Annotated in this window: 14 protein-coding genes and 2 pseudogenes; 4 read left to right on the top strand and 12 right to left on the bottom strand. The window is 63.8% G+C overall.

Annotated features, from left to right (window positions below):
• Window position 1 precedes the first annotated feature (1 nt).
• Window positions 2-2,716, bottom strand: coding sequence for a ribosome-associated ATPase/putative transporter RbbA (gene rbbA, locus C8N32_RS03270; RefSeq protein ID WP_107891049.1), 2,715 nt, complete (start codon window positions 2,714-2,716; stop codon window positions 2-4).
• On the bottom strand, window positions 2,706-3,689 hold the full coding sequence (locus C8N32_RS03265) for an HlyD family secretion protein (protein WP_107891048.1): 984 nt from the start codon (window positions 3,687-3,689) through the stop codon (window positions 2,706-2,708). The genes rbbA and C8N32_RS03265 overlap by 11 nt, the downstream gene beginning before the upstream one ends.
• A 149-nt stretch (window positions 3,690-3,838) precedes the next feature.
• On the opposite strand from C8N32_RS03265, the gene C8N32_RS03260 reads away from it, so the two are divergent.
• Entirely contained in the window at window positions 3,839-7,762 is a 3,924-nt protein-coding gene (locus C8N32_RS03260) for a hybrid sensor histidine kinase/response regulator transcription factor (RefSeq protein ID WP_107891047.1), read from the top strand.
• A gap of 428 nt (window positions 7,763-8,190) precedes the next feature.
• Here the strand turns inward: C8N32_RS03260 and C8N32_RS03250 are convergent, their stop codons facing one another.
• The 5 genes from C8N32_RS03250 to C8N32_RS03230 are packed head-to-tail and all read right to left on the bottom strand — an operon-like array spanning window position 8,191 to window position 12,654.
• The gene (locus C8N32_RS03250) at window positions 8,191-9,252 is read right to left on the bottom strand and encodes a HesA/MoeB/ThiF family protein (protein WP_242509625.1); all 1,062 of its coding nucleotides are present in this window, start codon (window positions 9,250-9,252) and stop codon (window positions 8,191-8,193) included.
• Window positions 9,252-9,719: a dUTP diphosphatase gene (gene dut / locus C8N32_RS03245; protein WP_107891044.1), complete on the bottom strand. Its 468-nt coding sequence runs from the start codon at window positions 9,717-9,719 to the stop codon at window positions 9,252-9,254. The genes C8N32_RS03250 and dut overlap by 1 nt, the downstream gene beginning before the upstream one ends.
• A complete protein-coding gene (coaBC, locus tag C8N32_RS03240; RefSeq protein ID WP_107891043.1) occupies window positions 9,716-10,909 on the bottom strand; it encodes a bifunctional phosphopantothenoylcysteine decarboxylase/phosphopantothenate--cysteine ligase CoaBC in 1,194 nt (397 codons plus the stop codon). The genes dut and coaBC overlap by 4 nt, the downstream gene beginning before the upstream one ends.
• A 57-nt stretch (window positions 10,910-10,966) precedes the next feature.
• The gene (locus C8N32_RS03235; RefSeq protein WP_107891042.1) at window positions 10,967-11,779 is read right to left on the bottom strand and encodes a ChaN family lipoprotein; all 813 of its coding nucleotides are present in this window, start codon (window positions 11,777-11,779) and stop codon (window positions 10,967-10,969) included.
• On the bottom strand, window positions 11,776-12,654 hold the full coding sequence (locus tag C8N32_RS03230; RefSeq protein WP_107891041.1) for an RNA polymerase factor sigma-32: 879 nt from the start codon (window positions 12,652-12,654) through the stop codon (window positions 11,776-11,778). The genes C8N32_RS03235 and C8N32_RS03230 overlap by 4 nt, the downstream gene beginning before the upstream one ends.
• Window positions 12,655-12,858: 204 nt before the next feature.
• Here C8N32_RS03230 and C8N32_RS03225 point away from each other — a divergent pair, with 204 nt between their 5' ends.
• Entirely contained in the window at window positions 12,859-14,367 is a 1,509-nt protein-coding gene (locus tag C8N32_RS03225) for a YifB family Mg chelatase-like AAA ATPase (RefSeq protein ID WP_107891040.1), read from the top strand.
• A 426-nt stretch (window positions 14,368-14,793) separates the two neighbouring features.
• Entirely contained in the window at window positions 14,794-15,441 is a 648-nt protein-coding gene (locus C8N32_RS03220; protein WP_170106720.1) for a WYL domain-containing protein, read from the top strand.
• Window positions 15,442-15,698: 257 nt separating this feature from the next.
• Here C8N32_RS03220 and C8N32_RS14920 read toward each other — a convergent pair whose 3' ends face one another.
• The 4 genes from C8N32_RS14920 to C8N32_RS03200 form a co-directional block, all read right to left on the bottom strand.
• A complete protein-coding gene (locus C8N32_RS14920; protein ID WP_170106719.1) occupies window positions 15,699-15,860 on the bottom strand; it encodes a hypothetical protein in 162 nt (53 codons plus the stop codon).
• A 209-nt stretch (window positions 15,861-16,069) separates the two neighbouring features.
• The gene (locus tag C8N32_RS03215; RefSeq protein WP_201132421.1) at window positions 16,070-17,224 is read right to left on the bottom strand and encodes a TIGR03032 family protein; all 1,155 of its coding nucleotides are present in this window, start codon (window positions 17,222-17,224) and stop codon (window positions 16,070-16,072) included.
• Window positions 17,225-17,249: 25 nt separating this feature from the next.
• Complete coding sequence (locus C8N32_RS03205; RefSeq protein WP_170106718.1) at window positions 17,250-17,819, bottom strand: invasion associated locus B family protein; 570 nt, start codon at window positions 17,817-17,819, stop codon at window positions 17,250-17,252.
• Between the two features lie 114 nt (window positions 17,820-17,933).
• Entirely contained in the window at window positions 17,934-23,384 is a 5,451-nt protein-coding gene (locus C8N32_RS03200; RefSeq protein ID WP_146159678.1) for an autotransporter outer membrane beta-barrel domain-containing protein, read from the bottom strand.
• A 467-nt stretch (window positions 23,385-23,851) separates the two neighbouring features.
• Between C8N32_RS03200 and C8N32_RS03195 the strand changes: the two are divergent.
• Window positions 23,852-24,039 (top strand): annotated as a pseudogene (locus C8N32_RS03195) (IS6 family transposase); the annotation flags it as partial.
• A gap of 24 nt (window positions 24,040-24,063) precedes the next feature.
• On the opposite strand, the pseudogene C8N32_RS15265 reads toward C8N32_RS03195, so the two are convergent.
• Window positions 24,064-24,162: pseudogene (locus C8N32_RS15265) on the bottom strand (IS6 family transposase); the annotation flags it as partial.
• Between the last annotated feature and the right edge of the window lie 41 nt (window positions 24,163-24,203).

The following is a 24,203-nucleotide window of genomic DNA, read 5'->3' as shown; positions in this document are numbered from 1 at the left end:
CCTATGCCTCCTGCTTTTTCAACAAAACCACCGCCAGCACCCAGAACAGCACGCAAAACCCTGCCAGGGCCAGGTGATTGGGATACAGCGCCTCGAACGGCAGACCCTTGTTGAAGACGCCGGTGCTGATGCGCTGAAAGTAAAGTGGCGGGAAGGCCTCCCCGATCAGGCGCGTGCCCCGGTCCAGCGTGGAAACGGGATAAAGCATCCCGGAAAAATTCACCGTCGGGATCATGACGATGATCGAACTGGCGAAAATAGCCGCAATCTGGGACCGAACGAAGCTGGAAATCACAAGCCCGAAACCGGTCGCTGCGGTGACGTAAAGCACCGCCCCCCCCACCAGCGCCCCAAGACTGCCCTGAATCCGAAGACCGAATACTTCCAAAAGCATCGCCAGAAGCAACACAAAGCTGACCATGGCCAGCAGGATGTAAGGGGCCTGCTTGCCCAGAAGGAACTCCAGCTTTCGCACCGGTGCGGCGTAAAGGTTGGTGATCGATCCCATCTCTTTTTCCCGGACGATGCCAAGCGCCGTCAGCATGGTCGGGATCATGATAAGCATCATCATCAGAACACCGGGAGGGATCGCATAGGCCGATTCGAAAGACTGGTTGTAGCGAAACCGCGGCACGACCCGGGCAGAAGACAGAACCGGCGTGGTACCGCTCTCCCCCCGCGAAAGCTCCGCAAGGTAGGACAGAAACGCCGCTTCCACGTAGCCGCGTGCGGTCTCCGCCCGCACGGTGTTGGACCCGTCCAGCCACGCGGCCACCTCGGGGCGCTCTCCGCTCAACAGGTCATGCCCGAAGCCCGGCGCAATCACCACCGCCAGGGTAATGTCGCCCGCGCGCAGGCGGCGGTCGATCGCGGCAAGGTTTTCCATGGGCGGCTTCTCCGCGAAATAGGTGGAACTGGACAACTGGCGCAGAAAAGCGCGGCTTTCGGCGCTTTGGTCCTGATCCAGCGCGGCATAGGTCAGGTTCTTCACATCGAAGGAAATGCCGAACCCGACCGCCAGCATCAGCACCATCGGGCCCAGCAGCGCGAAGGCCAGGCGGATGCGATCACGCAAAAGTTCCACCGCCTCCCGGCGGGCGAAGGCCCAGATCCGCCTGGGCGACAGCCAGCCGGACGCACCGGGAACCACCCCTTGCGGGGGGGAGGGGGTACCGGTGTCCTCCTGTCCGCCCGCGTCTTCGAGATAGGCGATAAAGGCATCTTCCAGCGTCCCGGCGCCACGCATGTCACACAACTCTTGTGGTGTCCCGACCGCCAGAACCCTGCCTGCATGCATGAACGAGATACGGTCGCACCGCGCGGCCTCATTCATGAAATGAGTGGAGATGAAAATCGTCACACCGTCCTGTCGCGACAAGGCGATCAGCAATTCCCAGAACGCATCGCGCGCTACCGGGTCAACGCCGCTGGTAGGTTCGTCCAGGATCAGCATCTCTGGCTCATGCAGCACCGCGACGGCCAGTTGCAACCGCTGGCGCAGGCCCAGGGGCAGGCTCTCGGGGCGGGCCGACGCCACGTCCGCCAGGTCGAACCGCTCCAGCAGTTCCGCGACCCGCGCCCTCTGGCGAGCGGGCGACAGCTGGAACAATTGCGCATGCAGGGACAGGTTTTGCCGGACAGACAGTTCGGAATAGAGCGAAAACGACTGCGACATGTACCCCACCCGCCCGCGAATGGTCAGGTCAGCGGTGTCCACCTCCTGCCCGAACAGGTGCGCGTGGCCTTCGCTGGGGGTCAACAGGCCGGTCAGCATTTTCATCGTTGTGGTCTTGCCGCAGCCATTGGACCCGAGAAACCCGAAAATCTCCCCTCTCTCGATACGGAAGCTGACATGATCGACCGCGGTAAAATCGCCAAAACGCATGGTCAGGCCATCCGCCTCGATGGCGATCGCGCGGTCGGTGCGATCCCGCGGCGGCAGCACCACCTTGCGGTGTCCGGCACGCTTTTCCCGGGGCAGCAGAGCAACGAAGGCGTCTTCCAGCGTCGCGCAACCGGTACGGGATTTCAGCTCTCCCGGGGTGCCGGTGGCCAGGACCCGCCCCGCATCCATGGCGACAAGATGATCGAACCCCTCCGCCTCGGACATGTAGGCGGTCGCGGTGATCACCGTCATGCCGGGACGGCGGGTGCGGATGCGGGCGATCAGTTCCCAGAATTGCCGGCGCGAAAGCGGGTCCACTCCGGTGGTCGGTTCGTCGAGGATCAGCAGATCCGGATCATGGATCAGCGCACAGCACAACGAAAGTTTCTGCTTCATTCCCCCCGAAAGCTTCCCCGCAGGGCGCTCCGCGAAGGGACCAAGCCCGGTGCTGTCCAGAAGTTCGGCGATACGTCCGGCCCGTTCGCGGGCGCCCTGCCCGAACAGTCGACCAAAAAAATCGACATTCTCCCGCACTGAAAGCGTCGGGTAGAGGTTCCGCCCCAAACCCTGCGGCATATAGGCGATACGCGGATAGGCGGTGGCACGGTGGGCCGGGTCTGCCATATCCCCCCCGAGCACCGCGACATACCCATGCTGAATTTTGCGCACCCCGGCAATCAGCCCCAGAAGCGTGGACTTGCCTACGCCATCGGGCCCGATCAAACCCACCATCTGCCCTGCGGGCAGGGTCAGCGAGACATCCTCCAGCGCCTGAATGGGGCCGTAGCGGTGGCTGACCCTCCGCAGGCGAAGACCGGCCTCATCTGGCATCGGGCAGCCTGACGGCCAGATCCCCGGGCCACTGCGCTGCAGGGTCCACCTGCACGGTGGCCACCCCCGGCACACCGGTTTTCACGATATCCTGATGGGCGCGCAACACCTCCGGCGGCAGGGTCAGCTTGACGCGGAACATCAGGTTTTCCCGCTCTTCTGCGGTTTCCACGTATTTCGGAGTGAACTGGGCCTCCCCCGCCACGAAGCTGACGGTTGCGGGCACCACGAAATGCGGCGCGGCATCGAAGACGATGCGCGCCTGTGCCCCGTAGGCCAGACGCCCGGCGGCAGCGGTGGGCAGGTAGATGGTCATCGAAACATCGGTCAGGTCCAGTAACGTGACCACCCGCGCACCGGGGGACAGAACCTCACCCGGCTCGGCCAGCCGGTACTGCACCCGCCCCGCCCGCGGCGCGGTCAGGGCATATTCGTCCAGATCCGCGTCCAGGCGGTCCACGGTGGCCTGCGCCGCCTCGATCCGCGCCCTGGCGGTCGCCACACCGGCCTTTGCCGAAGCCACTGCCGCCTCTGCCGCAGTCAGTTGCGTGCGGCGCAGATCCACGGTTTCTGCGGGGGTATGCCCACGCTTCTGCAAGGATTCGGCGCGAAAAAGCTCCTGCCGGGCAAAGGTCAGGCCGCTTTCACGCTCGGCCAGGACCGCGCGGGCCTCCGCCAGCCCCTGTTCGGCGGCACGCACACCGGCCCCGGCCTCGCGCAACTGGGCCTGCAACTGGGTGGAGTCGAGCCGTGCCACCACCTGTCCGGCGGCGACTCGGTCCCCTTCGGCCACGGTGATTTCCGCCAGCCGCCCGCCGAAACGGGTGGAAATGTCGATCCGTTCAGCCTCGATCCGGCCATTGGACTGGGCAAATCCCGGCGGCAACCGCCCACTCGTGCTCTGGACCCAGATCCAGCCCGCGACGAGCGCAACCGCGACAAGGCCCAGAATGGCAAAGGCCCGAGATTTCATGATGTCTTCCTTTCAGATCCGCCCCGCTCTTTTGCATGTATGTTCCGGCTTCGGAAACACCAAGGCCCGTCGGCATTTGCGTATTGGTTGGACAGGGAAACTGTGCAGAATGTGCCTGACCGCAACCTGACTTTACGGAAAGGACCGGTATGCCGAAGTCCCTTGCCTGTGTGGGTTTTCTTTTCGGACTGCTGGTGACCTTTTCGCCCGCGATGGCGGATGTTCCCAAGACCGTGCACAGGATTTCGATTGAAGACGGCCTGTCGCAAAGCACTGTATCGGGCATCGCACAGGCCCGCGACGGACGCATCTGGTTCGCGACCGGCGACGGGCTGAGCATTTATGACGGGGCGGGATTCACCTATATCCACCGGCAGTTCGGAAACGACAACGGGCTGCAAAGCAACTATCTCAGCAGCGTCTTCAGGGACAGCCGCAACCGGATGTGGGTTGGCACGATGGGCGGTGGCGTAACGGTATTCGACACTGCCGGGCAGGTTCTTGCCGGGTTCCAAACGGCCAACAGTGCCCTGCCCAGCGATGACGTCTATGACTTTGCCGAAGACAGCGCCGGCCGCATATGGGCGGGCACCGAGCGCGGGGTCGCAATGTTCTTGCCCGAGGGCAGTTCCTTCACCGTAAGCAGCGCCACCCTGCCGGACTCCGGCGGTGGCGCGCTGTCCGTCCGGGCCGTACTGATCGACCGGCGCGGCGCGGTTCTTCTGGGCACGGCCCGGCAGGGGCTGCTGCGGCTGGCCATCGATGCGGGCAGGGCGGAGTGGTTCACCCCCGAACAGGGAGGGTTACCTGGCCGAAAGGTCAACACCCTGTTCGAGGACAGCAACGGCGGCATCTGGATCGGCACCGAAGATGCCGGGTTGAACTTCATGGATCCGGTCACACGCGCCATCAGCCGTCCCGTTGTTCTGCCCGACACGGATGTCGGCGCGATTGCCGAGGGCGATGACGGGCGGTTGTGGTTCGGCACATGGGCGCACGGGCTGTTCACCTACGATCCGGTGTCACGCCGGCTGGAAAACCATCGGGCCTCGATTGCCCAGCCGTATCGCTTGCCCAGCGACAGCGTCATCGCGCTTTATGCCGCACGCACCGGGCGGATGTGGATCGGAACCTACGATCAGGGCGCGGCAAACGTCTCGCTCCTGCCCGACGCATTCCTGAGCTATTTCGAAGATCCGGCCGATCCGGCGGCGGGGCCGCTTTCAGGGGCTGTCTGGGCGGTCGCGCAGACCGGCGATGGGGTGGTCTGGATCGGAACGAAGGGTGGTCTTTCCCGCTTCTTGCCCGACGAACATCGCTTTGAGGCGGTCCCGCTCGGCTCAAAGGCCAGAGATGTGCGCGCCTTGCTGCCCTGGAATGGACGGTTGCTGATCTCCTTGCGCGGGCATGGGCTGCTGAGCTACGACCCCGCGACCGGGACCATCGATGAGCCGCGCGGCCCCGGCGGGCGAAACCTGTTCGAAAGCCGCGTGATCCGGCTGCTGGAGGCCGACCATGACGGTACCCTCTGGGCCGGAACAGAGTCGGGGTTGCTGCATCTCGATGAAAACCTGAACGTCCTCGAAAACCTCGGCACGCGGGCCGGGCCGGGCTCTCTGCCCCATGATCGCATCCGCGGCCTCTACGAGGCCCCGGACGGCGCATTGTGGATCGGAACAAGCGGCGGCCTGAGCCGGCGCGACCCCCAGACAGGGGAACTGGAAAGCTATACCGCACCCCATCTTCTGCCCGACCCCGATGTGCGCGACGTCCTCCGCCTGCCCGACGGTCAGGTGCTGGTGGCAACGGGCGGCGGCCTGTCGATCCTCGACCCGGTCTCCAGGACCGCCCGCTTCCTGCTGCGCGAACACGGCCTGCCGAACGAAACGCTTTACGGGCTGTTGCCCGAAACCGATACCGTGGTCTGGATCACCACCAACGGCGGACTGGTGCGGCTGGACCTCACGGATGACAGCCTGAACGTGTATCATGCAAGCGATGGCTTGCAGAGCAGCGAATTCAACTTCAACGCCCATGCGGTTCTGCACGACGGGCGTCTCGCCGTGGGCGGGGTAAAGGGGCTTTCCGTCTTCGATCCGGCTACGGTCGGCACCAACATCCGGCCGCCCATCGTTTCCTTCAGGGCACGCCCCGCAGACGGAACCGAAAGCGGTGAGGGCACGGCCCTTGCGAGTGCCCCCGCAGATGTGGAATTCACCTTTGGCGTTCATCATTTCGAACGCCCCCAGAGAAACGCTCTGCTGTGGAAACTGGAACCGCTCGATTCCACCTGGTCGCGTGCGACCGGCGTGCACCACGTACTCCATCGCCCACGGCTGGGCCCGGGCCGGTATGAGATCAAGTATCAAGGCGAAAGCGCCGCCGGAGCCCGCACCCCGGTGCAATCCTACAGCTTCACCGTGGCTCCGAATGTTTTCCGGCGCTGGTACGCCTACATCTATTACGCCTTCATCGCCGCAATGGCCCTGTTTGCACTGTCGTCCCTGCGGATGATACGAATGCGCACGCGCAATGCCGAACTGCGCCGCAAGGTAGAGCAGAAAACCCGCGATCTGGTTGAAATCAACGCGGAACTTACCCGTTCCGCGCAGGAACGCGCCCAGTTCTATGCCCGCACAGCGCATGAAATCCGGACCCCCCTGTCGCTGATGCGCGCCCCGCTGGAAACGGTATTGCGCAGCCCCAACCTTCCGCCCGAGGAACACAGGTTGATAGATCTCGTCGGCCGGGCCACGGCGCGGCTGGTACAACTGACTGAGGAAATGGCCAATGTCGCGCAGGAAAAGGGCGGGCTGAGAAGCGGCCATGCCAGTGTCGATTTCGAAGCCTTCATCGACCCGGTGCTGCAACTTTACCAGGACGTCGCCCATGAAAAAGGCGTGCATCTGGCCTGTGTCCTGGAAAATATCGGCGCAATCACCATCGACAGCGCCGCCTGCGAAACGCTTTTGCATAACCTGTTGTCGAACGCGGTACAAAACACGCCCGCGGGCGGCCACATCAGGCTGAACTGCGCCCTGCGCGATGCAAAGCTTGAAATCCGGGTCCAGAACGACGGGCTGGAAATTCCCGAAGACGTGGCGGCCCAGATGGGCCTGTTCGCGCAAAGCGCCAACACCCGCCCTGCCAGCAAGGGGGCAGAGATCATCGGTGCGGTGCTGGCGAAATCCGGCGGATCCTTGTCGATCGACCGGGAAAGAAACGAGATCATCGCCCGCTTTCCGGTGCATGGACAGGCCTTGCCCGGCCCAACGGATACGCCCCCCCCAGAAACCGGCCTGCCCCCGGTCCTGATTGTCGAGGATGACGGCGAAATGCGCAATTACCTTGCCACGCTGCTGAACGATATCGCAGCGCCGCATGCAGTGGCTTCCCTCGCCGCCGCGCGCCGTGCTGTGGCCACCCGCGCCTTCGACCTGATCCTGTGTGACGTGATGCTGCCGGACGGGTCAGGGTTCGACTTTGCCCACGAGGTCAAGGAACATGCCGAAACGGCCCATATCCAGATCGTCTTCCTGACCGCGCTGGGCAATGCTGACGCCCGGCGCAGCGGGCGGCTGGCCTGGGCGGACGACTACATTACCAAGCCATTCGAGGTTGACGACCTGCGCGACCGGGTTCAGATCCGCCTGCGCGCCGGAACAACGTTGCGCAACCATGTCAACCGCCAGATCAACACCCTTGGCAACGACACTCCGACCGCAAAGGGGGTGACGACCGCACCCCGTGATCTGAGCTTTGCCGAGACGCTGGCCCTGGCGCTGCAGGCGGGCCTGTCCGATCCGGATTTTGGAATCGACCAGGCTGCGGCAGCCTGTGCAATGAGTCGGCGCGCCTTTCAACGCAAGACGGACCAGATTTACGGCAAAGGATTTTCCGCCCTCCTGTCAGAAAAAAGGATGGAGCATGCCGCCCACCTGATTTCCTCCGGGGTCAGTGTCACCGAAGCCGGAAAAAAATGCGGCTACGGGAATCTTTCGAGTTTCTCAAGAAAATTCAAAAGCTTCCACGGAGTTTCCCCTCGAAACTTTGCATCTGGCGACAAAACTTGACTTTGCATTGCGGGTTCTTTTTGTGCGGCTCGCGCCAAGTTTGCAGATCGATCCAACCCCAGGATTGATCGTTCGCCGAGTTCCCGGCATAGACACCTTGTGTTGCAGCGCGTTACGCCGTATTTGAGCATTGGCGCTTTTCAGGATCTATTCTCGCGTCACCGCTGCAACACGCCAATTACCAAGGCCAGAATTTCAGAGTCGATAGATGCGTATATTTGCGGGTTCAATTGCGGTTTTCCTTTTGCTTCTCACAATCGGTGCCCCGGTCCACGCAGGCGGTGTCAGCAGCATATCGGAGGACGGAAAGTCGGGCGGCAGTACGGCCTATCAGGTCATTTGCACGAACGGCAAAAAGTTCCGCATCTGGAATGACGGATCTCAGTGGCGCGACGCGGTCGGCGCGCAGGGCGGCAAGGGGCGGAGCATCACCCAGCAGGCGGAGTTTCTCTGCCGCTGAGACCTCCGCAAACCAGGCAGTTTGGTGTCGGGCGGGTCCGGATTTCACGCCAAATCGCACCTGAACCATCGTAGATCAGCATCCTGCCGCGCAAATCTTCCCCCGCACCTGTCAGGAACTTGACGGCTTCCAGCGCCATCATCGTACCAATCACGCCGGGCAATGGCCCCACCACGCCGCCCTCCGCACAGGATGGCGCCAGCCCCGGTGCCACGGCTTCGGGAAAAACGCAGGCATAGCACGCCCCCCCGCGTACCGGGTCGAACAGGCTGATTTGCCCCTCCCACTGGCTGACGGCACCCGAAATCAGCGGCGTCCCCAACGCCACCGCGACCTCATTGATCAGGTAGCGGGTCTGCGCATTGTCGCTGCCATCAAGGATCAGGTCATAACCGGCAAGCAGGTCACGGACATTCCGCCGGGTCAGGCGGCAATTGTGGGGCTGAACCGTCACATGGGGATTCAGCGCCGTTACCGCTGCCTGCGCCGAAATCACCTTGGCCTCGTCCCGCCGCGCGTCGGTGTGAACCACCTGCCGCTGGAGGTTGGACCCCGACACCACGTCATCATCCACCACTCCCAGGGTTCCCACACCGGCCGCACCAAGATAAAGCAGGACAGGCGATCCAAGCCCCCCAGCCCCGACAACCAGAACACGGGCAGCCTTCAGCCGTTTTTGCCCCGGACCTCCAATCTCGCGCAGGACGATATGACGGGCGTAACGGTCGAGTTCATCCGCAGTAAACGGCCCCTCGGGGACAGGAGCGGGGTTCCGGGCCTCAGCCCGGCGGTGCAATACGCGCACCCCCGCACGGTAAAGGGCCAAAAACCCCACGATCACGCCCAGGGCCGCCCATCCCCGCGGTGTTCCGCCGATGGCCACGCGCAACGGGTGGGCGACCGGCATCGACACCTGTATCACCAGCACCCCCACATATACTGCGACAATTGCCACCCACCGGGTGCGCGGCGCAACTTTCAGAACCGCGCCCAAAACCCACAGACCCAGCGCAAGCGCCAGAACCGCCATCAGTCACGCCCCGTGGAGCCGAACCCGCCCGCGCCGCGGGCGGATCGGCTGAGCCCCTGGGCCACCTCGAAATGTGCCTGGACCACCGGCGCAACGATCATCTGGGCGATGCGGTCTCCATGCCGAACGGTGTAGCTCTCTGCCCCGAAGTTGATCAGAAGTACGCCCAGCGGGCCACGGTAATCGCTGTCGATGGTCCCTGGGGTGTTGGGCAGGCTCAGCCCGTGTTTCAGCGCCAGGCCCGAGCGGGGCCGGATCTGCACCTCAAACCCCGGCGGGATTTCCAGCCGCAATCCGGTGGGCACGATCCGGCGTTCCATCGAAGCAAGGACCAGCCCCACGGCACGAAGTTCGGCTGGCAGGTTGGCGCGAATATCCGCCCCGGCCGCACCTTCGGTTTCATAGGCCGGCAAGGGCAGGGAACGATCCGCCCACTCTTCCCACACAACGTGCAGAACCGGGGTCATGCCAGTGCTCCGGCGATGCGCGCGGCCAATTGCCTGGCGGTTTGCTCCTTGGTCATGCGCGGCCAGGCCTCCCCCCCTTCGGCGGTGATCAGAGTCACCTGATTTTCCGCCCCGCCCATGATGCCGGTCCCCGGCGAGACATCATTCGCCACGATCCAGTCGCACCCCTTGCGGGCAAGCTTCTCGGTCGCATGGCGTTCCACGTCATGGGTTTCGGCCGCGAACCCGACAACCAGGGACGGACGCCCGGACGCCATCCGGGAAATGGTGGCAAGGATGTCCGGGTTCTCGGCGAATTCCAGAACCGGCAGACCCCCGGCATTTTTTTTCATCTTCTGTCCGGAGGCATTGGAAACACGCCAGTCCGCCACAGCGGCAGCAAAGACCGCCGCATCGGCAGGCAACGCGGCCTGAACAGCCCTTAGCATTTCCGACGCGGTTTCCACGGGCACCACCTTCACGCCGGGCGGCGGCGGCACCTGCGCCGGTCCGGTGACGAACACCACCTCCGCCCCCAGCCCCGCCAATGCCCCAGCCAGCGCCGCCCCCTGCGCGCCGGAAGACCGGTTGGCGATGTAACGCACCGGGTCAATGGATTCATGGGTCGGGCCGGAGGTGACGATAATGCGCCTGCCTGCCAGCGGGCCATCGGCCAGCGCGTCGCGAATGGCATCCAGAAGCTGCGGCACTTCGGCCATGCGGCCGGGTCCATGCTCCCCACAGGCCATGTCGCCGGTATTGGGGCCAACAAGGCGCACCCCGTCGGCCTGAAGGGTCGCAAGGTTGCGCCGGGTCGCCGGATGCTGCCACATCCGCACGTTCATCGCCGGGGCCAGAAGCACCGGCGTATCCGTCGCCAGAAGCACGGTGGAAGCCAGGTCGTCCGCCTGCCCGGAGGCCATCTTTGCCATCAGATCGGCCGTGGCAGGAGCGGCCACGATCAGGTCCGCCACGCGCGAAAGCTGGATGTGACCCATCTCTGCCTCGGAGGTGAGATCGAAAAGGTCGGTATAAACCTTCTCCCCCGCCAGGGCCGAAACGGACAGCGGCGTGACGAACTGCGCCCCGGCACGGGTCAGAACCGGGCTCACCCGTGCGCCTGCCTCACGCAGGCGGCGGATGAGATCCAGCGACTTGTACGCGGCGATGCCTCCTGCGACGATCAGAAGAATACGTTTGCCTGCCAGCATGGAATCCCCTTTGAAACCTTCCTTTCTGTCTAGGCGGCGGACAGGCATGGCACAAGCTTACTTGGCGAAGGCGGCACAGGGGTCTTCCCGCTCGGCAGGGGCGGTGACCAGCCACAGGTCGAAAGGTTGCGCACCTTCGGGCACCGCCTCGAACTGGGCGACGGACAGCACGGTAACCGCCGGTGCCCCAAGCGCCAGCGCCGCCGGAACGCCCCAATCCAGCCGGGCGTGGCCATTGCCGGTAATGACCGCCACCGGCCCGCCCGTTTCCGCCACCGCCTGTGCCGTGGTGCGAGCCAGCACGGCATCGCGCAGGCGCTGGGCCTCAACCAAACCGGACAAAAGGGTTTCGGGCAAGGCGTTGCAATGCGCCTCCATCTGGTTGGCCTCGCGGGCGGCCTTTTGCGCGGCGGGCAGGGGAGCGGCAAGACCCCAGGCCTCCGCCTCCGGACCGAAAACGGTGGCCGCGCCCTCGGTCACCGCGCGGCGGACGGTGTCTCGGGGAAGGGCGGCACCATAAACGGCCGCCTGCGGTGCCGCGGCAAAGATGGGGTGATACATGTCGAAATCGGGCCATCCGGACCCGGCCCAGCCCAAAGCTTTGCCAAGCGCGACCGCATCGCCGCGCAGATCGTCGGTGACACGGGCGGCCTGATCGGGTGTCAGCATCTCGAAGACAAGGGCGACGGGGCGCAACGCCGCCACCGCACGGGCCTGATTTACATGGTGATGGGGGTTGTCGTGCACCTCCCCCAGAACGACGACATCGGCCCGGGGCAGGCTGGCGATGGCCCCCGGCGCGATTTGTTCCGCCCCGGCGGGGAATGCGGCCAGCACCGCACAGGCGGCGGTTTTCATCAGTTTCCTCATGCGAGGAAGTGATGCACCTCCGCCGATTCGGTTTCAAGGGTCTTGCGCATCTTGCCGAAAGCGGCCGCCTCAAGCTGGCGGACCCGCTCCTTCGACAGGCCAAGCTCCCCCCCGAGACTTTCCAGCGTGCGCGGTGTGTCACGCAATTTACGCTCGCGCACGATGAAGCGTTCGCGCTCATTGAGATCCGCCATCGCCTGAACCAGCCAACCGCGCAGCCTGGTACGGTCGTGGCGATCCTCGACCAGCGCCGCGGCCTGTCGGGACTCGTCCTGGATGGTGTCGATCCACTCGCGCCCCTCATCCTCGGCGGACTGGGTTGCGTTGAGCGAAAAGTCGCTGCCCGCCAGGCGGCCCTCCATCATCTCCACATCCTGAAGCGGAACACCGACTTCCTGCGCGATCATCTCGCGCAGCTGGTGACGGTCGAGTATCTCGCCACGGGCGGAGGCTTCACGCTCCAGCCGGGCCTGCACCCGGCGCATGTTGAAAAACAGAGACTTCTGGCTGGAGGTGGACCCGGTACGCACCACAGACCAGTTCCGCATCACGTAATCCTGGATGCTGGCCTTGATCCACCACACCGCATAGGTCGAAAAGCGCACCCCACGGTCCGGGTCGAACTTGTCAGCGGCCTTCATCAGACCCAGGCTTGCCTCCTGGATGAGATCGTTCATCGGCGCGCCATAGCGTTTGAACTTTGCCGCCATCGAAATGGCCAGCCGCATGTAGGCTGTGATCAGGCGGTGCAGCGCGGCCTCGTCGCGCTCATCGCGCCAGGCGCAGGCAAGCCTGAATTCGGTTTCCGCATCCAGCAGTTCGGCCTGCATGGCATGACGGGAAAGATTGGCAGAGTCGAAACCTGTGGTCGCCATTACGCCCTCCGGCTGATTCGATCCATTAACTGTTACGGTTCGTCGCAGGGTATTACGTCGCACTACAAGGATCGGATCACATGTGTGTCACATTGGTAAGCATAGCATTTCGAACTTGTGCTGTTCAAATTTGCACAGCTTTGAAGGAATTTACTTTTTGTAAATAAAGGCCGGCCACAATCCCCTGAAAGTCGAGGGGTCGGAATGGTTGCGCGCGCCTACACGGTGGCCTTTGAAGGGGCCGAGGCAAGGCTGGTAGAGGTGCAATGCGCCATTTCCCCCGGCCTGCCTGCCTTCACCATTGTCGGCCTGCCCGACAAGGCTGTCAGCGAGGCCCGTGAACGGCTGCGTGCCGCCTTGGCGGCGATGGATATGGCGCTGCCATCCAGGCGAATCACGGTGAACCTGTCGCCTGCCGACCTGCCCAAGGAAGGGTCGCATTTCGACCTGCCGATCGCGCTGGCGCTTTTGGGGGCGCTGAATGTCGTCTCGCCCGAAGACATCGCGGCAACCGTCTCGCTGGGGGAATTGTCGCTGGACGGATCACTGGTGGCAGTGGTCGGTGCACTGCCCGCCGCGCTGGCTGCCGCAGAAGCCGGGCGCGCCCTGATCTGCCCCCGCGCCTGCGGGGCCGAGGCTGCGTGGGTCGGGGCCACACAGGTATTGGCGGCACCGGGGCTGGCCGAGGTCGTGCGGCACTTCACCGGCCATGCCCCCCTGCCCGTGGCCGAACCGGGGGAGGTTTCCCCCCCGCCCGCGCCCAAGGACCTGTCCGATGTAAAAGGACAGGACCGGGCCAGGCGCGCGCTGGAAATCGCCGCGGCGGGGGGGCACCATATGCTGATGGTCGGCGCTCCGGGGGCGGGAAAATCCATGCTTGCCGCACGGATGCCGGGGGTGTTGCCCCCGCTTTCAGCGGCGGAGGCGCTGGAAACCTCGATAATCCACTCCGTCGCGGGACTGCTGGATGAAGGCGGCATCTCCCGCAACCGCCCGTTTCGTGCCCCGCATCACACGGCCTCGGTTGCCGCGATGGCCGGTGGCGGACGCGGGGCAAAGCCGGGGGAGATTTCGCTGGCACATAACGGCGTTCTGTTCATGGACGAACTGCCCGAATTCCCGCGCGCGGTTCTGGAAACCCTGCGCCAGCCGCTGGAGACGGGGGAGGTCTGTGTTGCCCGTGCAAACGCTCATATACGTTACCCAAGCCGGGTTCTGCTGCTGGCGGCGGCCAATCCCTGCCGCTGCGGTCACCTTGCGGATCCGGCACGCGCCTGTTCCCGCGCACCGGGCTGCGGGCAGGACTATCTCGGCCGCATTTCCGGCCCCCTGATGGATCGCTTCGACCTGCGGGTCGAGGTTCCCCCGGTCGATTATGCCGATCTCGACCTGCCGGCGGACGGGGAATGCTCTGCTACCGTGGCCGAAAGGGTCGCGGCGGCGCGGGCGGTGCAAGCCACCCGGTTTGCCGGGGCCGAACCCCGCGTGAATGCCGGGGCGGAGGGCCGCCTGCTGGAAGAGATCGCCACCCCCGATGCCGAAGGGCGGACCTTGCTGGCACAGGTGGCGGAGCGTTTCGGCCTGTCGGCACGCGGCTATCACCGGGTGCTGCGTGTGGCACGCACGATCGCGGACCTTGACGAGGCCACCTCTGTCCGGCGCCCCCACGTGGCGGAGGCGGTCAGCTTTCGGATCAGCTTTACATGCGTCTAGGGCCAGAAGCCAAAGTTCGGAAGTTGAGTTCTGGGTTCGCGGACAGAACCGTTTGACCGCCGCGGGGATTTCATCACCGGCTTCGCCTGCCGGCATGGTCTGGCTGTCTTTTGGCCCTCGATAGGGGCGTATGCCGGCCTCGGCTTCGACCGTGGAGCCATGTCTGCCCCGTTGAAATTGCTTTCGGCGGCTTTGCAAAGCGCTCTGGACCTGCGAATCCACGATCCGGATGGGGCGGAAAACGGATATACCAGTGGGGTCGGCGCGCGGGCCTTGGCCTGATCCTGGGGTTTTGTGAGCGGCGTGGCTGCCCATGGCAAAAATGAAACAGGCCACCGTTCGATGGCACGCTTGCCTGCAAAAAACTTGACCGGAATACTCACGACATGCGATTTAACGTCCCTTTCGCCCCAAGGAGGAATCATCATGCGCCCCGGTCGTTCCCGACCCCTGACCCTGACACGCCGCGCTCTCGGCACCCGGTTTGCCGGTGCTGCTGCCGCGATCGGCTTCGGGAACGGCACTGCGGCCAGCGCCATGCAAGACCCGGTACCGGTCCTGAACCCCGATCTGCGCGATGCGGCCCTGCGCGGCCTGGCTCTTGCGGGCTATCGTGGCGATCCGGTCACCGCAGCCGCCGCGAATGCCGCGATCGAACGGCTGTCTGAGTCCGACCCCGAGGGCGCGCTCCTCGCCCGCATCTACCAGATGCTGGACGTGCGCCCGGCACAATACCAGCCGGAATACGTTCCCGAGGCCGCGGCGGCGGACCTGGCCACACTGCACGCGGCCATCCGGGCCTGCCAGCCGGTGGCGTTCGGCTATACCGACCTGTCCGGAAACAAAACCACGCGCACAGTCCTTCCGCTGGCACTGGTGCATCCGCCGCAAGGGGTGAAGCTGCTTGCCAGGTGCGAGGAGCGCAAGGATTTCCGACAGTTCTTCGTGCGCGCCATCAGGGATCTCGGCCTGCGCGCCGGCAATTTCACCGAGGAACGTCTGGCTCTGCTGGAAGGTCTTCTGGAAAAGGAAGCCGGACGGTCCAGGCCCCCCGGATTTCCTGCCGCCTCCTGACCGGGGCGGCAGAGACCCGCCAAACCCCGACTGTCATGGGATGGGGGTCTACGATGCTTCTGGTATCCCCGTTGAAAATACCAACCTGACGCCCCCCTGCCCGGCCGCATCCGTTCTGGAAAGCGGGAACCAAAAGCGAAAAGGGGATGGGGCCGCACCTGCCGATTACTGTCCCAGTCCTGCCGCCACGATGAAACACAGGCCGCGGCGATCCCGGTCAACTGAGCCTCCCCCAGTGAAGTGGCCCGTCGTCATGGTCAGGAAAACGGGGACCCGGAATGGCTGCCAAGCCGCACAAGCCGGACGGGATTGTCACGAAGCTGCGGCAGGTGAAGTACTTGCCGGTCCTTCGAAAGTGTCATCTCGATCTCACGCAGAAGCTTCAGGGCGTCCTTGCCCGAATACCGTTTCCGGGCCATCTCCCGTCCGCCTTCCTTTCCTGGTTCAAACAATGGCCGGTTCCAGGGGGCGTCACAGATGACGATGTTCTCCGGATCATGGGCCAGTCGTGAGAGCGTGCGCGGGTCTGCCGCGCTTCCGGCGCGTGCGGCGTGCCTGGCCTGTCATTGTTTTTGGGAATTTCGCCTGGCTTGGGCGGATGTCCTGGGTGGGGAAGGCGGCGGAATTTTCAATCCTGCTCTATTGTCAGAAAGTTTTCGAGTTCCGGTGCGCCCAGGGGGATGACCATGGGGGTAACAAAGCCGGGCACCAGTTCGGTATCGTAAAGCTCGGCGACCTCGCCATCGATATTGAACCAATTCGAGCAATTCTTCTTTTTCAGATCAAGGATCTGTATGCCGCACCACGGATCGCTGTCGGTCTTTTTCAGCCGGTCATCCAGTTCCAGGCCCTCGAACCGTTTATAGCGGGGCTTGGACAAGCCCACGATGGCATAACCATTGTGAAGGACAAGGCCGCGCAGAAATCCGGGGCAGAAAAAGCGTGGCTCGAACCGGCCCTTGCCGCTCTCCAGATCGGCCACCACGCCGACCTCGCCCGTGCCGGAATTCAGCAGCCACAACTCACCGTCATGCCAGCGCGGCGAATGGGGCATCGACAACCCCTCGCAGACAACCGCGCCGCTGGCCACATCGATCACGACCCCGCCGTCGCGGCGTCGTTCGCGCCAGCCGTCGATCGTATCCGACCGCGACAGCGCCGTCGCATAAGCCGGCGCCCCATTGCGCATGGCCAAACCGTTGAGATGGCAACGGTCCTCGTCAACCAATCCGCTGATGAAACCGGGGCGCCAGACCGGACGAAAGCTGTGCCTGACCGAAGGTGTGGCCAGGCAGTTGAAGCGCGTGTTGACGAAGACAACCTCATCGTCCTTGTCAACTCCGACATCATGCGCATCCAGGGCGCCGGTCACCAACACCCTGCGCGCCACGAAACAGGCGTCAAACGTGCCGTTCACGCGCTGATCGGAGCGCAAGACGTTTTCAAAGCGCAGGATGGATGACTGGGAAATGACTGTCATCTTGCCCCGACCATGGTAGCTGATCCCCATCGGGCGCGGGATGCTGGCCTGATGCAGATGCACGCCGCCATTCGGGTTCAGCCCCAGACTGTAAAGGATCCCTGACTGGTAGGAACTGAACACGATACTGGCCTGTTGCTTTGCAATCCATGCAGGCAGGCCGGCAGAGAAGGCGTAGTCCGTTGTCTTTTCCGTTGTCTTTTCCGTTGTCTTTTCCGTTGTCTTTTCCGTTGTCTTTTCCGTTGTCTTTTCCGGTTTCTTTGCTGCGGAAGCGGGTTTCCCGATCTCGTCCTCAAGCGCCATGTTTTTGCCTGTTTTCATTTCGTATTTATTCTGATGTCAGGTCCGACAGGGCCGCGGCGAACCCCGCGTTGGCAAAGGTGACCCGCAACGGCTCTGCCTCGTCCAGGCGCGGGAGGCCGATTGTAAGCGTCTCGTTTTGCGACATGATCTTCTGCGCCTCTGGGGTCAGATCCGCGCGCAGGATACATCCGGCAGGCACACAGGTCCGGAATTTTGCATTCAGGAACACCCCGTTTTCCGTAAGCATCTGCGCCTGTTGGTTCAGATCCAGACCAAAAGGCCCCAGGATCACCAGAACAAGCCCTTCATCCTGTTCCTGCACGGACAATGCCAGAATCCGCCGGCCTGTTTTTTCGTCGCTGAGCGTCTGTCCCATTTCACAGACCTGGCCGGGGGCTTCCCCGCTGCCATCCGGGGCCGCACCGGCCGTCTGGGCGCGGCACCTGACCGTCCAGGTGCCGAAGACACGGGCGCTGGCTTCCGGAGTGGCGTTCGGCGTTTCTGCCCGTGCCACCTGGACGGCCGCGGGCACAATCGCCACGCCCCACGCCAGTATCGTCCCATGCAACAGAGTGCGGATGAAATCCTTGGTCATGGGCAGCTTCCAACTCACAAGACGACCCGCGGATAACAGGTCACGGAAACAGGCATATGTCATGTCCTGCAGCAAACCCGGGGCTTTCGCCCCGGGCTGCTTTCTCACACCGGTTCAGAAGCTCCACCGGACGCCGATATTCCCGCGCACGCTGGTGTCGCTGTCAAAGCTTGTGCTGCCTGCAACCTCGCCGAAGACATGCGCATTGGTGCCGACCTTTGCGTCCACGCCAAAGCCGACCTCGAAACTCAGATCTTCGGTCGAGTTGGACAGTGAAACGCCCGACACCCTGACCTCCGTGCTGTCGTCGAAATTGTAGTAGACGTTCATGAGCCCGTAGACAACGTCGCCCGGGGTGTCGCCGATCTGCTGTTCGGCGGTCAGACCCACCCGCAGCTCCATCTTGTCGCCGTCCCCCGCGGAAACCCGGGCACCGCCCGGACCGGTGAATGTGTCGAAATCCACATCGGTATACATCAGCTGTGCCTGTGGGGTCAGGATCAGGCCATCTTCCAGGCCGATTCTTTGACCCAGTTCAAGCGAGGCGGAAATCCCGTTGCCATCGCGGCTGTTTTTAAGCTTCCCCAACCTGCTGGACTTCAGATCCGTGCTGAACCAGCTGTAGCGCAACTGCGCGTCGGCATAAAAGCCGTCGTAGCCCGCATAGGTCGCGGTCAGACCGATGCCCACGGCATCCGTGTCGATATCGCCATTGCCAAAGCGCGACCGGACATCCGTGGAAGCCTGACCATAGGACAGGATGACACCGCCATAAAGCTTGCCCGTTTCCATCTCCGACAGTTGCGTATCAAACCCGGCTTCGATCATGAACCGGTCGATATCGCCTTTGGCCCCTGTGGTACTGTCATCGAGCGCGTGGTCGATATGGCTCCCGCTGAGGCGCAGCCAGAACGGGCTCTCTTCCACCGGACCGGGCACATTGCTGTTCTGGTTCATCAGGCTGGAATAGTTCTGGCTGCTGCGTATGGCGCCCAGCCGTGTGCGATAACTCGGCAGACGCGCAAGCGCGTAAAGATTGTTCAGATAGAGCTCATAGACCGGGGCGGCCGGCTGATAGAGCGGCTTGCTGGGCGGCTCCGGCGGCACAACGGGCGGCTCCGGCGGCACAACGGGCGGCTCCGGCGGCGGGGGCGGCGGCGGCGGCGGAACCGGGATCTCTTCTGAAAGCAGAACCAGATTGCCGCCGGATTCCGCCAGAGTATAGGCGTAGGCTCCGGCAATGACCGCAGGACGCCCATCCGTGGTGGTGTAATCGCCCAGCAGCGTCTGCGTGCCGCCCAGCGTCCCGCCGACATCCACCAGCTTGATCCCCAGAGACGTCACATCGCCGCCGCCGCCGATATTGGCGACCGCGATGTTCGAAGTCCCGCTGAAATCGCCGTTGACCACGATCATGTCGCTGGCGCTGGTATCGTCTCCCAGGACGGTATCGAAACTCAGCGTGCCGCCCGAGCCGGTGAAATTGCCGTTTATCGTCAGCACATCGCCCGGGGCCCCGTCCTGCAAGGTGATGGTTCCGGCATTGGTCACCGCGCCATTCAGGGAAATCCCGCCCGCGGAGGCGTTGAAGGTACTGCCGGTCCCGACGTTGAAGAACCCGGTAAACGAAGAGGCGGCGCCGGCCGTGACGTTGGCCCCGTTGAGAAGCGAAAAACCGGTGCCCGGCGTTCCGTCCCCCACGGTGTAATCGTCGCTCCCCACCGTGAGGTCGACGCCGTCGACCTCCAGCAGTTCCCAGTTGGTGAAGACGGAAAGATCGAACGCGCCGGCCGACAGATCGACCGGGGCGTTAATGGTGATCACGTCGATGAAGCCATCGGCGGAGGATGTATCGTCCCCCCCGTCGAGCAGGGTCAGGCCCGAAAGGTCCCCGCCCCTGAAGACGAACCGGTCGCTGCCATCGCCCAGCAACACCTCTCCGGTCACTGCCGAACCCGCATTCATGGTGAGCGTGGTATCGGCAGCCCCTTCGACGATGGCAACGCCGTTGCCGCCGCTTACATCCGCGCCGCCGTTCAGCGTCACATCGACCGTTGACCCGGCCTGGGCGTCGATTGCAATACCATCGCCGGTTGTCGCGGTGACGACCCCGCTCACCGTGATTGCCGTCGACCCCGCACCGGCGTTGGAGGCATAAATCCCGCGGCTGACGCCACTGACATCCGCCGCCGTGACCGTCAAATCCGTGCCGGAGGAGGCGTTGAGGGCCACAATCCCATACCGCCCGCCGCCGGTCACGGCGCCGGTCGCGGTGACGCTGAGCGCGCCGGTGCCGTCGTTCCGTGCGGCGATGCCGTCATATGTGGTGCCGGTCGCATCCGCCGCCGTGACCGTCAGATCCGTGCCGGAGGAGGAGTTTGTGGCCAAAATCCCATTCCGCCCGCCGGACACGGCGCCGGTCGCGGTAACGCTGAGCGCGCCAGAGCCGTCGTTCCCTGCGGCGATGCCGTCTCCTGTGGTGCCGGTCGCATCCACCGCCGTGACCGTCAGATCCGTGCCGGAGGAGTAGTTATTGGCCAAAATCCCATACCGCCCGCCGGACACGGTGCCGGTCGCGGTAACGCTGAGCGCGCCGGTGCCGGAGTTCCCTGCGGCGATGCCGTCATATGTGGTGCCGGTCGCATCCGCCGCCGTGACCGTCAAATCCGTGCCATAGGAAGAGTTTGTGGCCACAATCCCATTCACTTCGCCGGTCACGGTGCCGGTCGCGGTGACGCTGAGCGCGCCGGTGCCGTCGTTATATGCACTGATGCCGCTTATTGTGGTACCGGTCGCATCCACCGCCGTGACCGTCAGATCCGTGCCGGAGGAGGAGTTTCTGGCCAAAATCCCATTCCGCCCGCCGGACACGGCGCCGGTCGCGGTAACGCTGAGCGCGCCAGAGCCGTCGTTCCCTGCGGCGATGCCGTCATATGTGGTGCCGGTCGCATCCGCCGCCGTGACCGTCAGATCCGTGCCATAGGAAGAGTTTGTGGCCACAATCCCATTCACTTCGCCGGTCACGGTGCCGGTCGCGGTGACGCTGAGCGCGCCGGTGCCGTCGTTATATGCACTGATGCCGTTGCTTGTGGTACCGGTCGCATCCACCGCCGTGACCGTCAGATCCGTGCCGGAGGAGGAGTTTCTGGCCAAAATCCCATTCCGCCCGCCGGACACGGCGCCGGTCGCGGTAACGCTGAGCGCGCCAGAGCCGTCGTTCCCTGCGGCGATGCCGTCGCTTGTGGTGCCGGTCGCATCCACCGCCGTGACCGTCAGATCCGTGCCGGAGGAGGAGTTTCTGGCCAAAATCCCACTCCGCCCGCCGGACACGGTGCCGGTCGCGGTAACGCTGAGCGCGCCGGTGCCGTCGTTCCCTGCGGCGATGCCGTCATATGTGGTGCCGGTCGCATCCGCCGCCGTGACCGTCAGGTCCGTGCCAGAGGAGGAGTTTCTGGCCCAAATCCCATTTCTTTCGCCGGTCACGGTGCCGGTCGCGGTGACGCTGAGCGCGCCGGTGCCGTAGAGATATGCATTGATGCCGTCGCCTGTGGTGCCGGTCGCATCCACCGCCGTGACCGTCAGGTCCGTGCCGGAGGAGGAGTTTGTGGCCAAAATCCCATTCCGCCCGCCGGACACGGCGCCGGTCGCGGTAACGCTGAGCGCGCCGGTGCCGTAGTTCCCTGCGGCGATGCCGTCATATGTGGTGCCGGTCGCATCCGCCGCCGTGACCGTCAGATCCGTGCCATAGGAAGAGTTTATGGCCACAATCCCATTGGTTTTGCCGGTCGCGGTCCCGGTCGCGGTGACGCTGACCGCGCCGGTGCCGGAGTTGTTTACACTAATGCCGTTGCTTGTGGTGCCGGTCGCATCCACCGCCGTGACCGTCAGATCCGTGCCGGAGGAGGAGTTTCTGGCCAAAATCCCACTCCGCCCGCCGGACACGGTGCCGGTCGCGGTAACGCTGAGCGCGCCGGTGCCGTAGTTCCCTGCGGCGATGCCGTCATATGTGGTGCCAATCGCATCCGCCGCCGTGACCGTCAGGTCCGTGCCAGAGGAAGAGTTTTTGACATAAATCCCATTCACTTCGCCTGTCGCGGTCCCGGTCGCGGTAACGCTGAGCGCGCCGGTGCCATCGTTACGCGCATAGATGCCGTCTCTTGCGGTGCCGGTCACATCGGCCGCCGTGACCGTCAGATCCGTGCCAAAGAGATAGTTGGCGGCAAAAATCCCATCCGTGCCGCCGGTCACGGTGCCGGTCGCGGTGACGCTGAGCGCGCCGGTGCCGTAGTTAAGTGCGGAGATACCGCTCAATCTGGTGCCGGTCACGTCCGCCGCCGTGACCGTCAGGTCCGTGCCAAAGTTTCCGGCAGAAATCCCAAACCACCAGCCGGTCACGGTGCCGGTCGCGGTGACGCCGGTCGCGCCGGAGCCATCGTTACGCGCGAAGATGCCGCTGCTTGTGGTGCCGGTCGCATCGGCCGCCGTGACCGTCAGGTCCGTGCCATAGGAAGAGCTTCTGGCATAAATCCCATTCACTTCGCCGGTCACGGTGCCGGTCGCGGTGACGCTGAGCGCGCCGGTGCCGCGGTTATATGCACGGATGCCGCTGCTTGTGGTGCCGGTTACATCGACCGCCGTGACCGTCAGATCCGTGCCGGAGGAGGAGTTTGTGGCCACAATCCCATTCACTTCGCCGGTCACGGCGCCGGTCGCGGTGACGCCGGTCGCGCCGGTGCCGTAGTTGCGTGCAAAGATGCCGGTGCCTGTGGTGCCGGTCACGTCCGCCGCCGTGACCGTCAGATCCGTGCCGGAGGAAGTGTTGATGACCCGAAACCCATCCCGCCCGCCGGACACGGTGCCGGTCGCGGTGACGCTGACCGCGCCAGAGCCGGAGTTGCGTGCATATATGCCCTCGATTGTGGTGCCGGTCACGTCCGCCGCCGTGACCGTCAGGTCCGTGCCAGAGTTTCTGGCAAAAATCCCAAACCGCTCGCCGGTCACGGTGCCGGTCGCGGTGACGCCGGTCGCGCCGGTGCCGTTGTTGCGTGCAACGATGCCGTCTCTTGTAGTGCCGGTCGCGTCCGCCGCCGTGACCGTCAGGTCCGTGCCGGAGGAGGAGTTGAGGGCATAAATCCCATGCGAGTCGCCGGTCACGGTGCCGGTCGCGGTGACGCTGACCGCGCCGGTGCCGTAGTTACGTGCATATATGCCGTCGGTCGCGCCGGTGATGTCCGATGAATAATTGTCCACAAAAGCGATGGATCCGCTGGCATGGGTATTCACCAGGGCTATTGCGTGACCTGTTGTGGTGGTAATTCCAAACCCGGCCACCGTACTGACATCCAGCACGCCCGTGGTGGGAGAATTGGAGGGGGATTGAGTCGTGTCGGTCCCCGCGACCGCGCCGCTGCACGTCCAGACCCCGGTCCCCGCGCCTGTTTCCGCACAACTGCCGGCAAGCGCCCCCGGAGGGATTGCCCCGATCAGCGCCGAAACCGAAACCGTCGCGGCCAATTGCGCCAGACAAGGCGACAGGCTGGCCACCTGCCCTTTCCATTTCGTCATGCGCCCGCCCCGCAAAACAACAATGCCCTGTGAGGAATGGGAAACAGAACCGTTCGGCATCTTTAAGACCCTCGCAACTTGGTAAACCGGATAGATGAATTCCTGAAACCCGCGGAAACCGGGGGGGTTTGCGGCCTGACGCTATCGCCCAAAGAAAACCCCGGAAAAAAGCCTTGCCGCAATCCCGATGCGGCCCTCCGGCGAAAAATTCTTTGCGATAAACTTATGCACATTTGAGATTTATCGGGCGAAAGAGACGTTGTGTCAATTATTAAGTTCTACGTGTACATACCGGGATTCATTTGGTTCAGGGATTTATTGATTTAGGGTCAGGAGGGGCCTTGTTGCGCAAATCGGGCGAGGGATTCAAGAACCCGAAGCACCGCCAGCAATGGCGCAACACGATTGAAACGGGACTGTTGCATTATTCGGCATGCGCGGCCAGGTTTGGCTCTTTGAGATTCTACATGCCGCGCCCTTCACCATTCAAGCATCATCGATTTCCGCGCGAGATCATCCCGTGCGGTGGTACCTGCGTTACCCACTATCCTATCAGGATGCGGTCGATCTTCTGGCAGAGCGCGATGTCATCGTTGACCGGTCGACCATCTATCGCTGGGTTCAGAAGTTCAGCCCCGAATTGACGAAGCGAACCGAGAAACACTTGCGCCGGGCGAGTGTCGATCATGACGCCGCGCTCTTCCAGGAGGTCTACTACGTCTTGGTACGATAGCGGGTAACGCAGATACCATCGCACGGCGCAGAGAATGATTTGCGCGGAAATCGATGATGCTTGAATGGCGATTTACGTGGCATGCT

The sequence above is a fragment of the Rhodovulum imhoffii genome, assembly GCF_003046545.1.
Classification (GTDB): domain Bacteria; phylum Pseudomonadota; class Alphaproteobacteria; order Rhodobacterales; family Rhodobacteraceae; genus Rhodovulum; species Rhodovulum imhoffii.
Note: the sequence above shows the minus strand (reverse complement) of the source record. Positions and strands in the feature narration are given on the sequence as shown.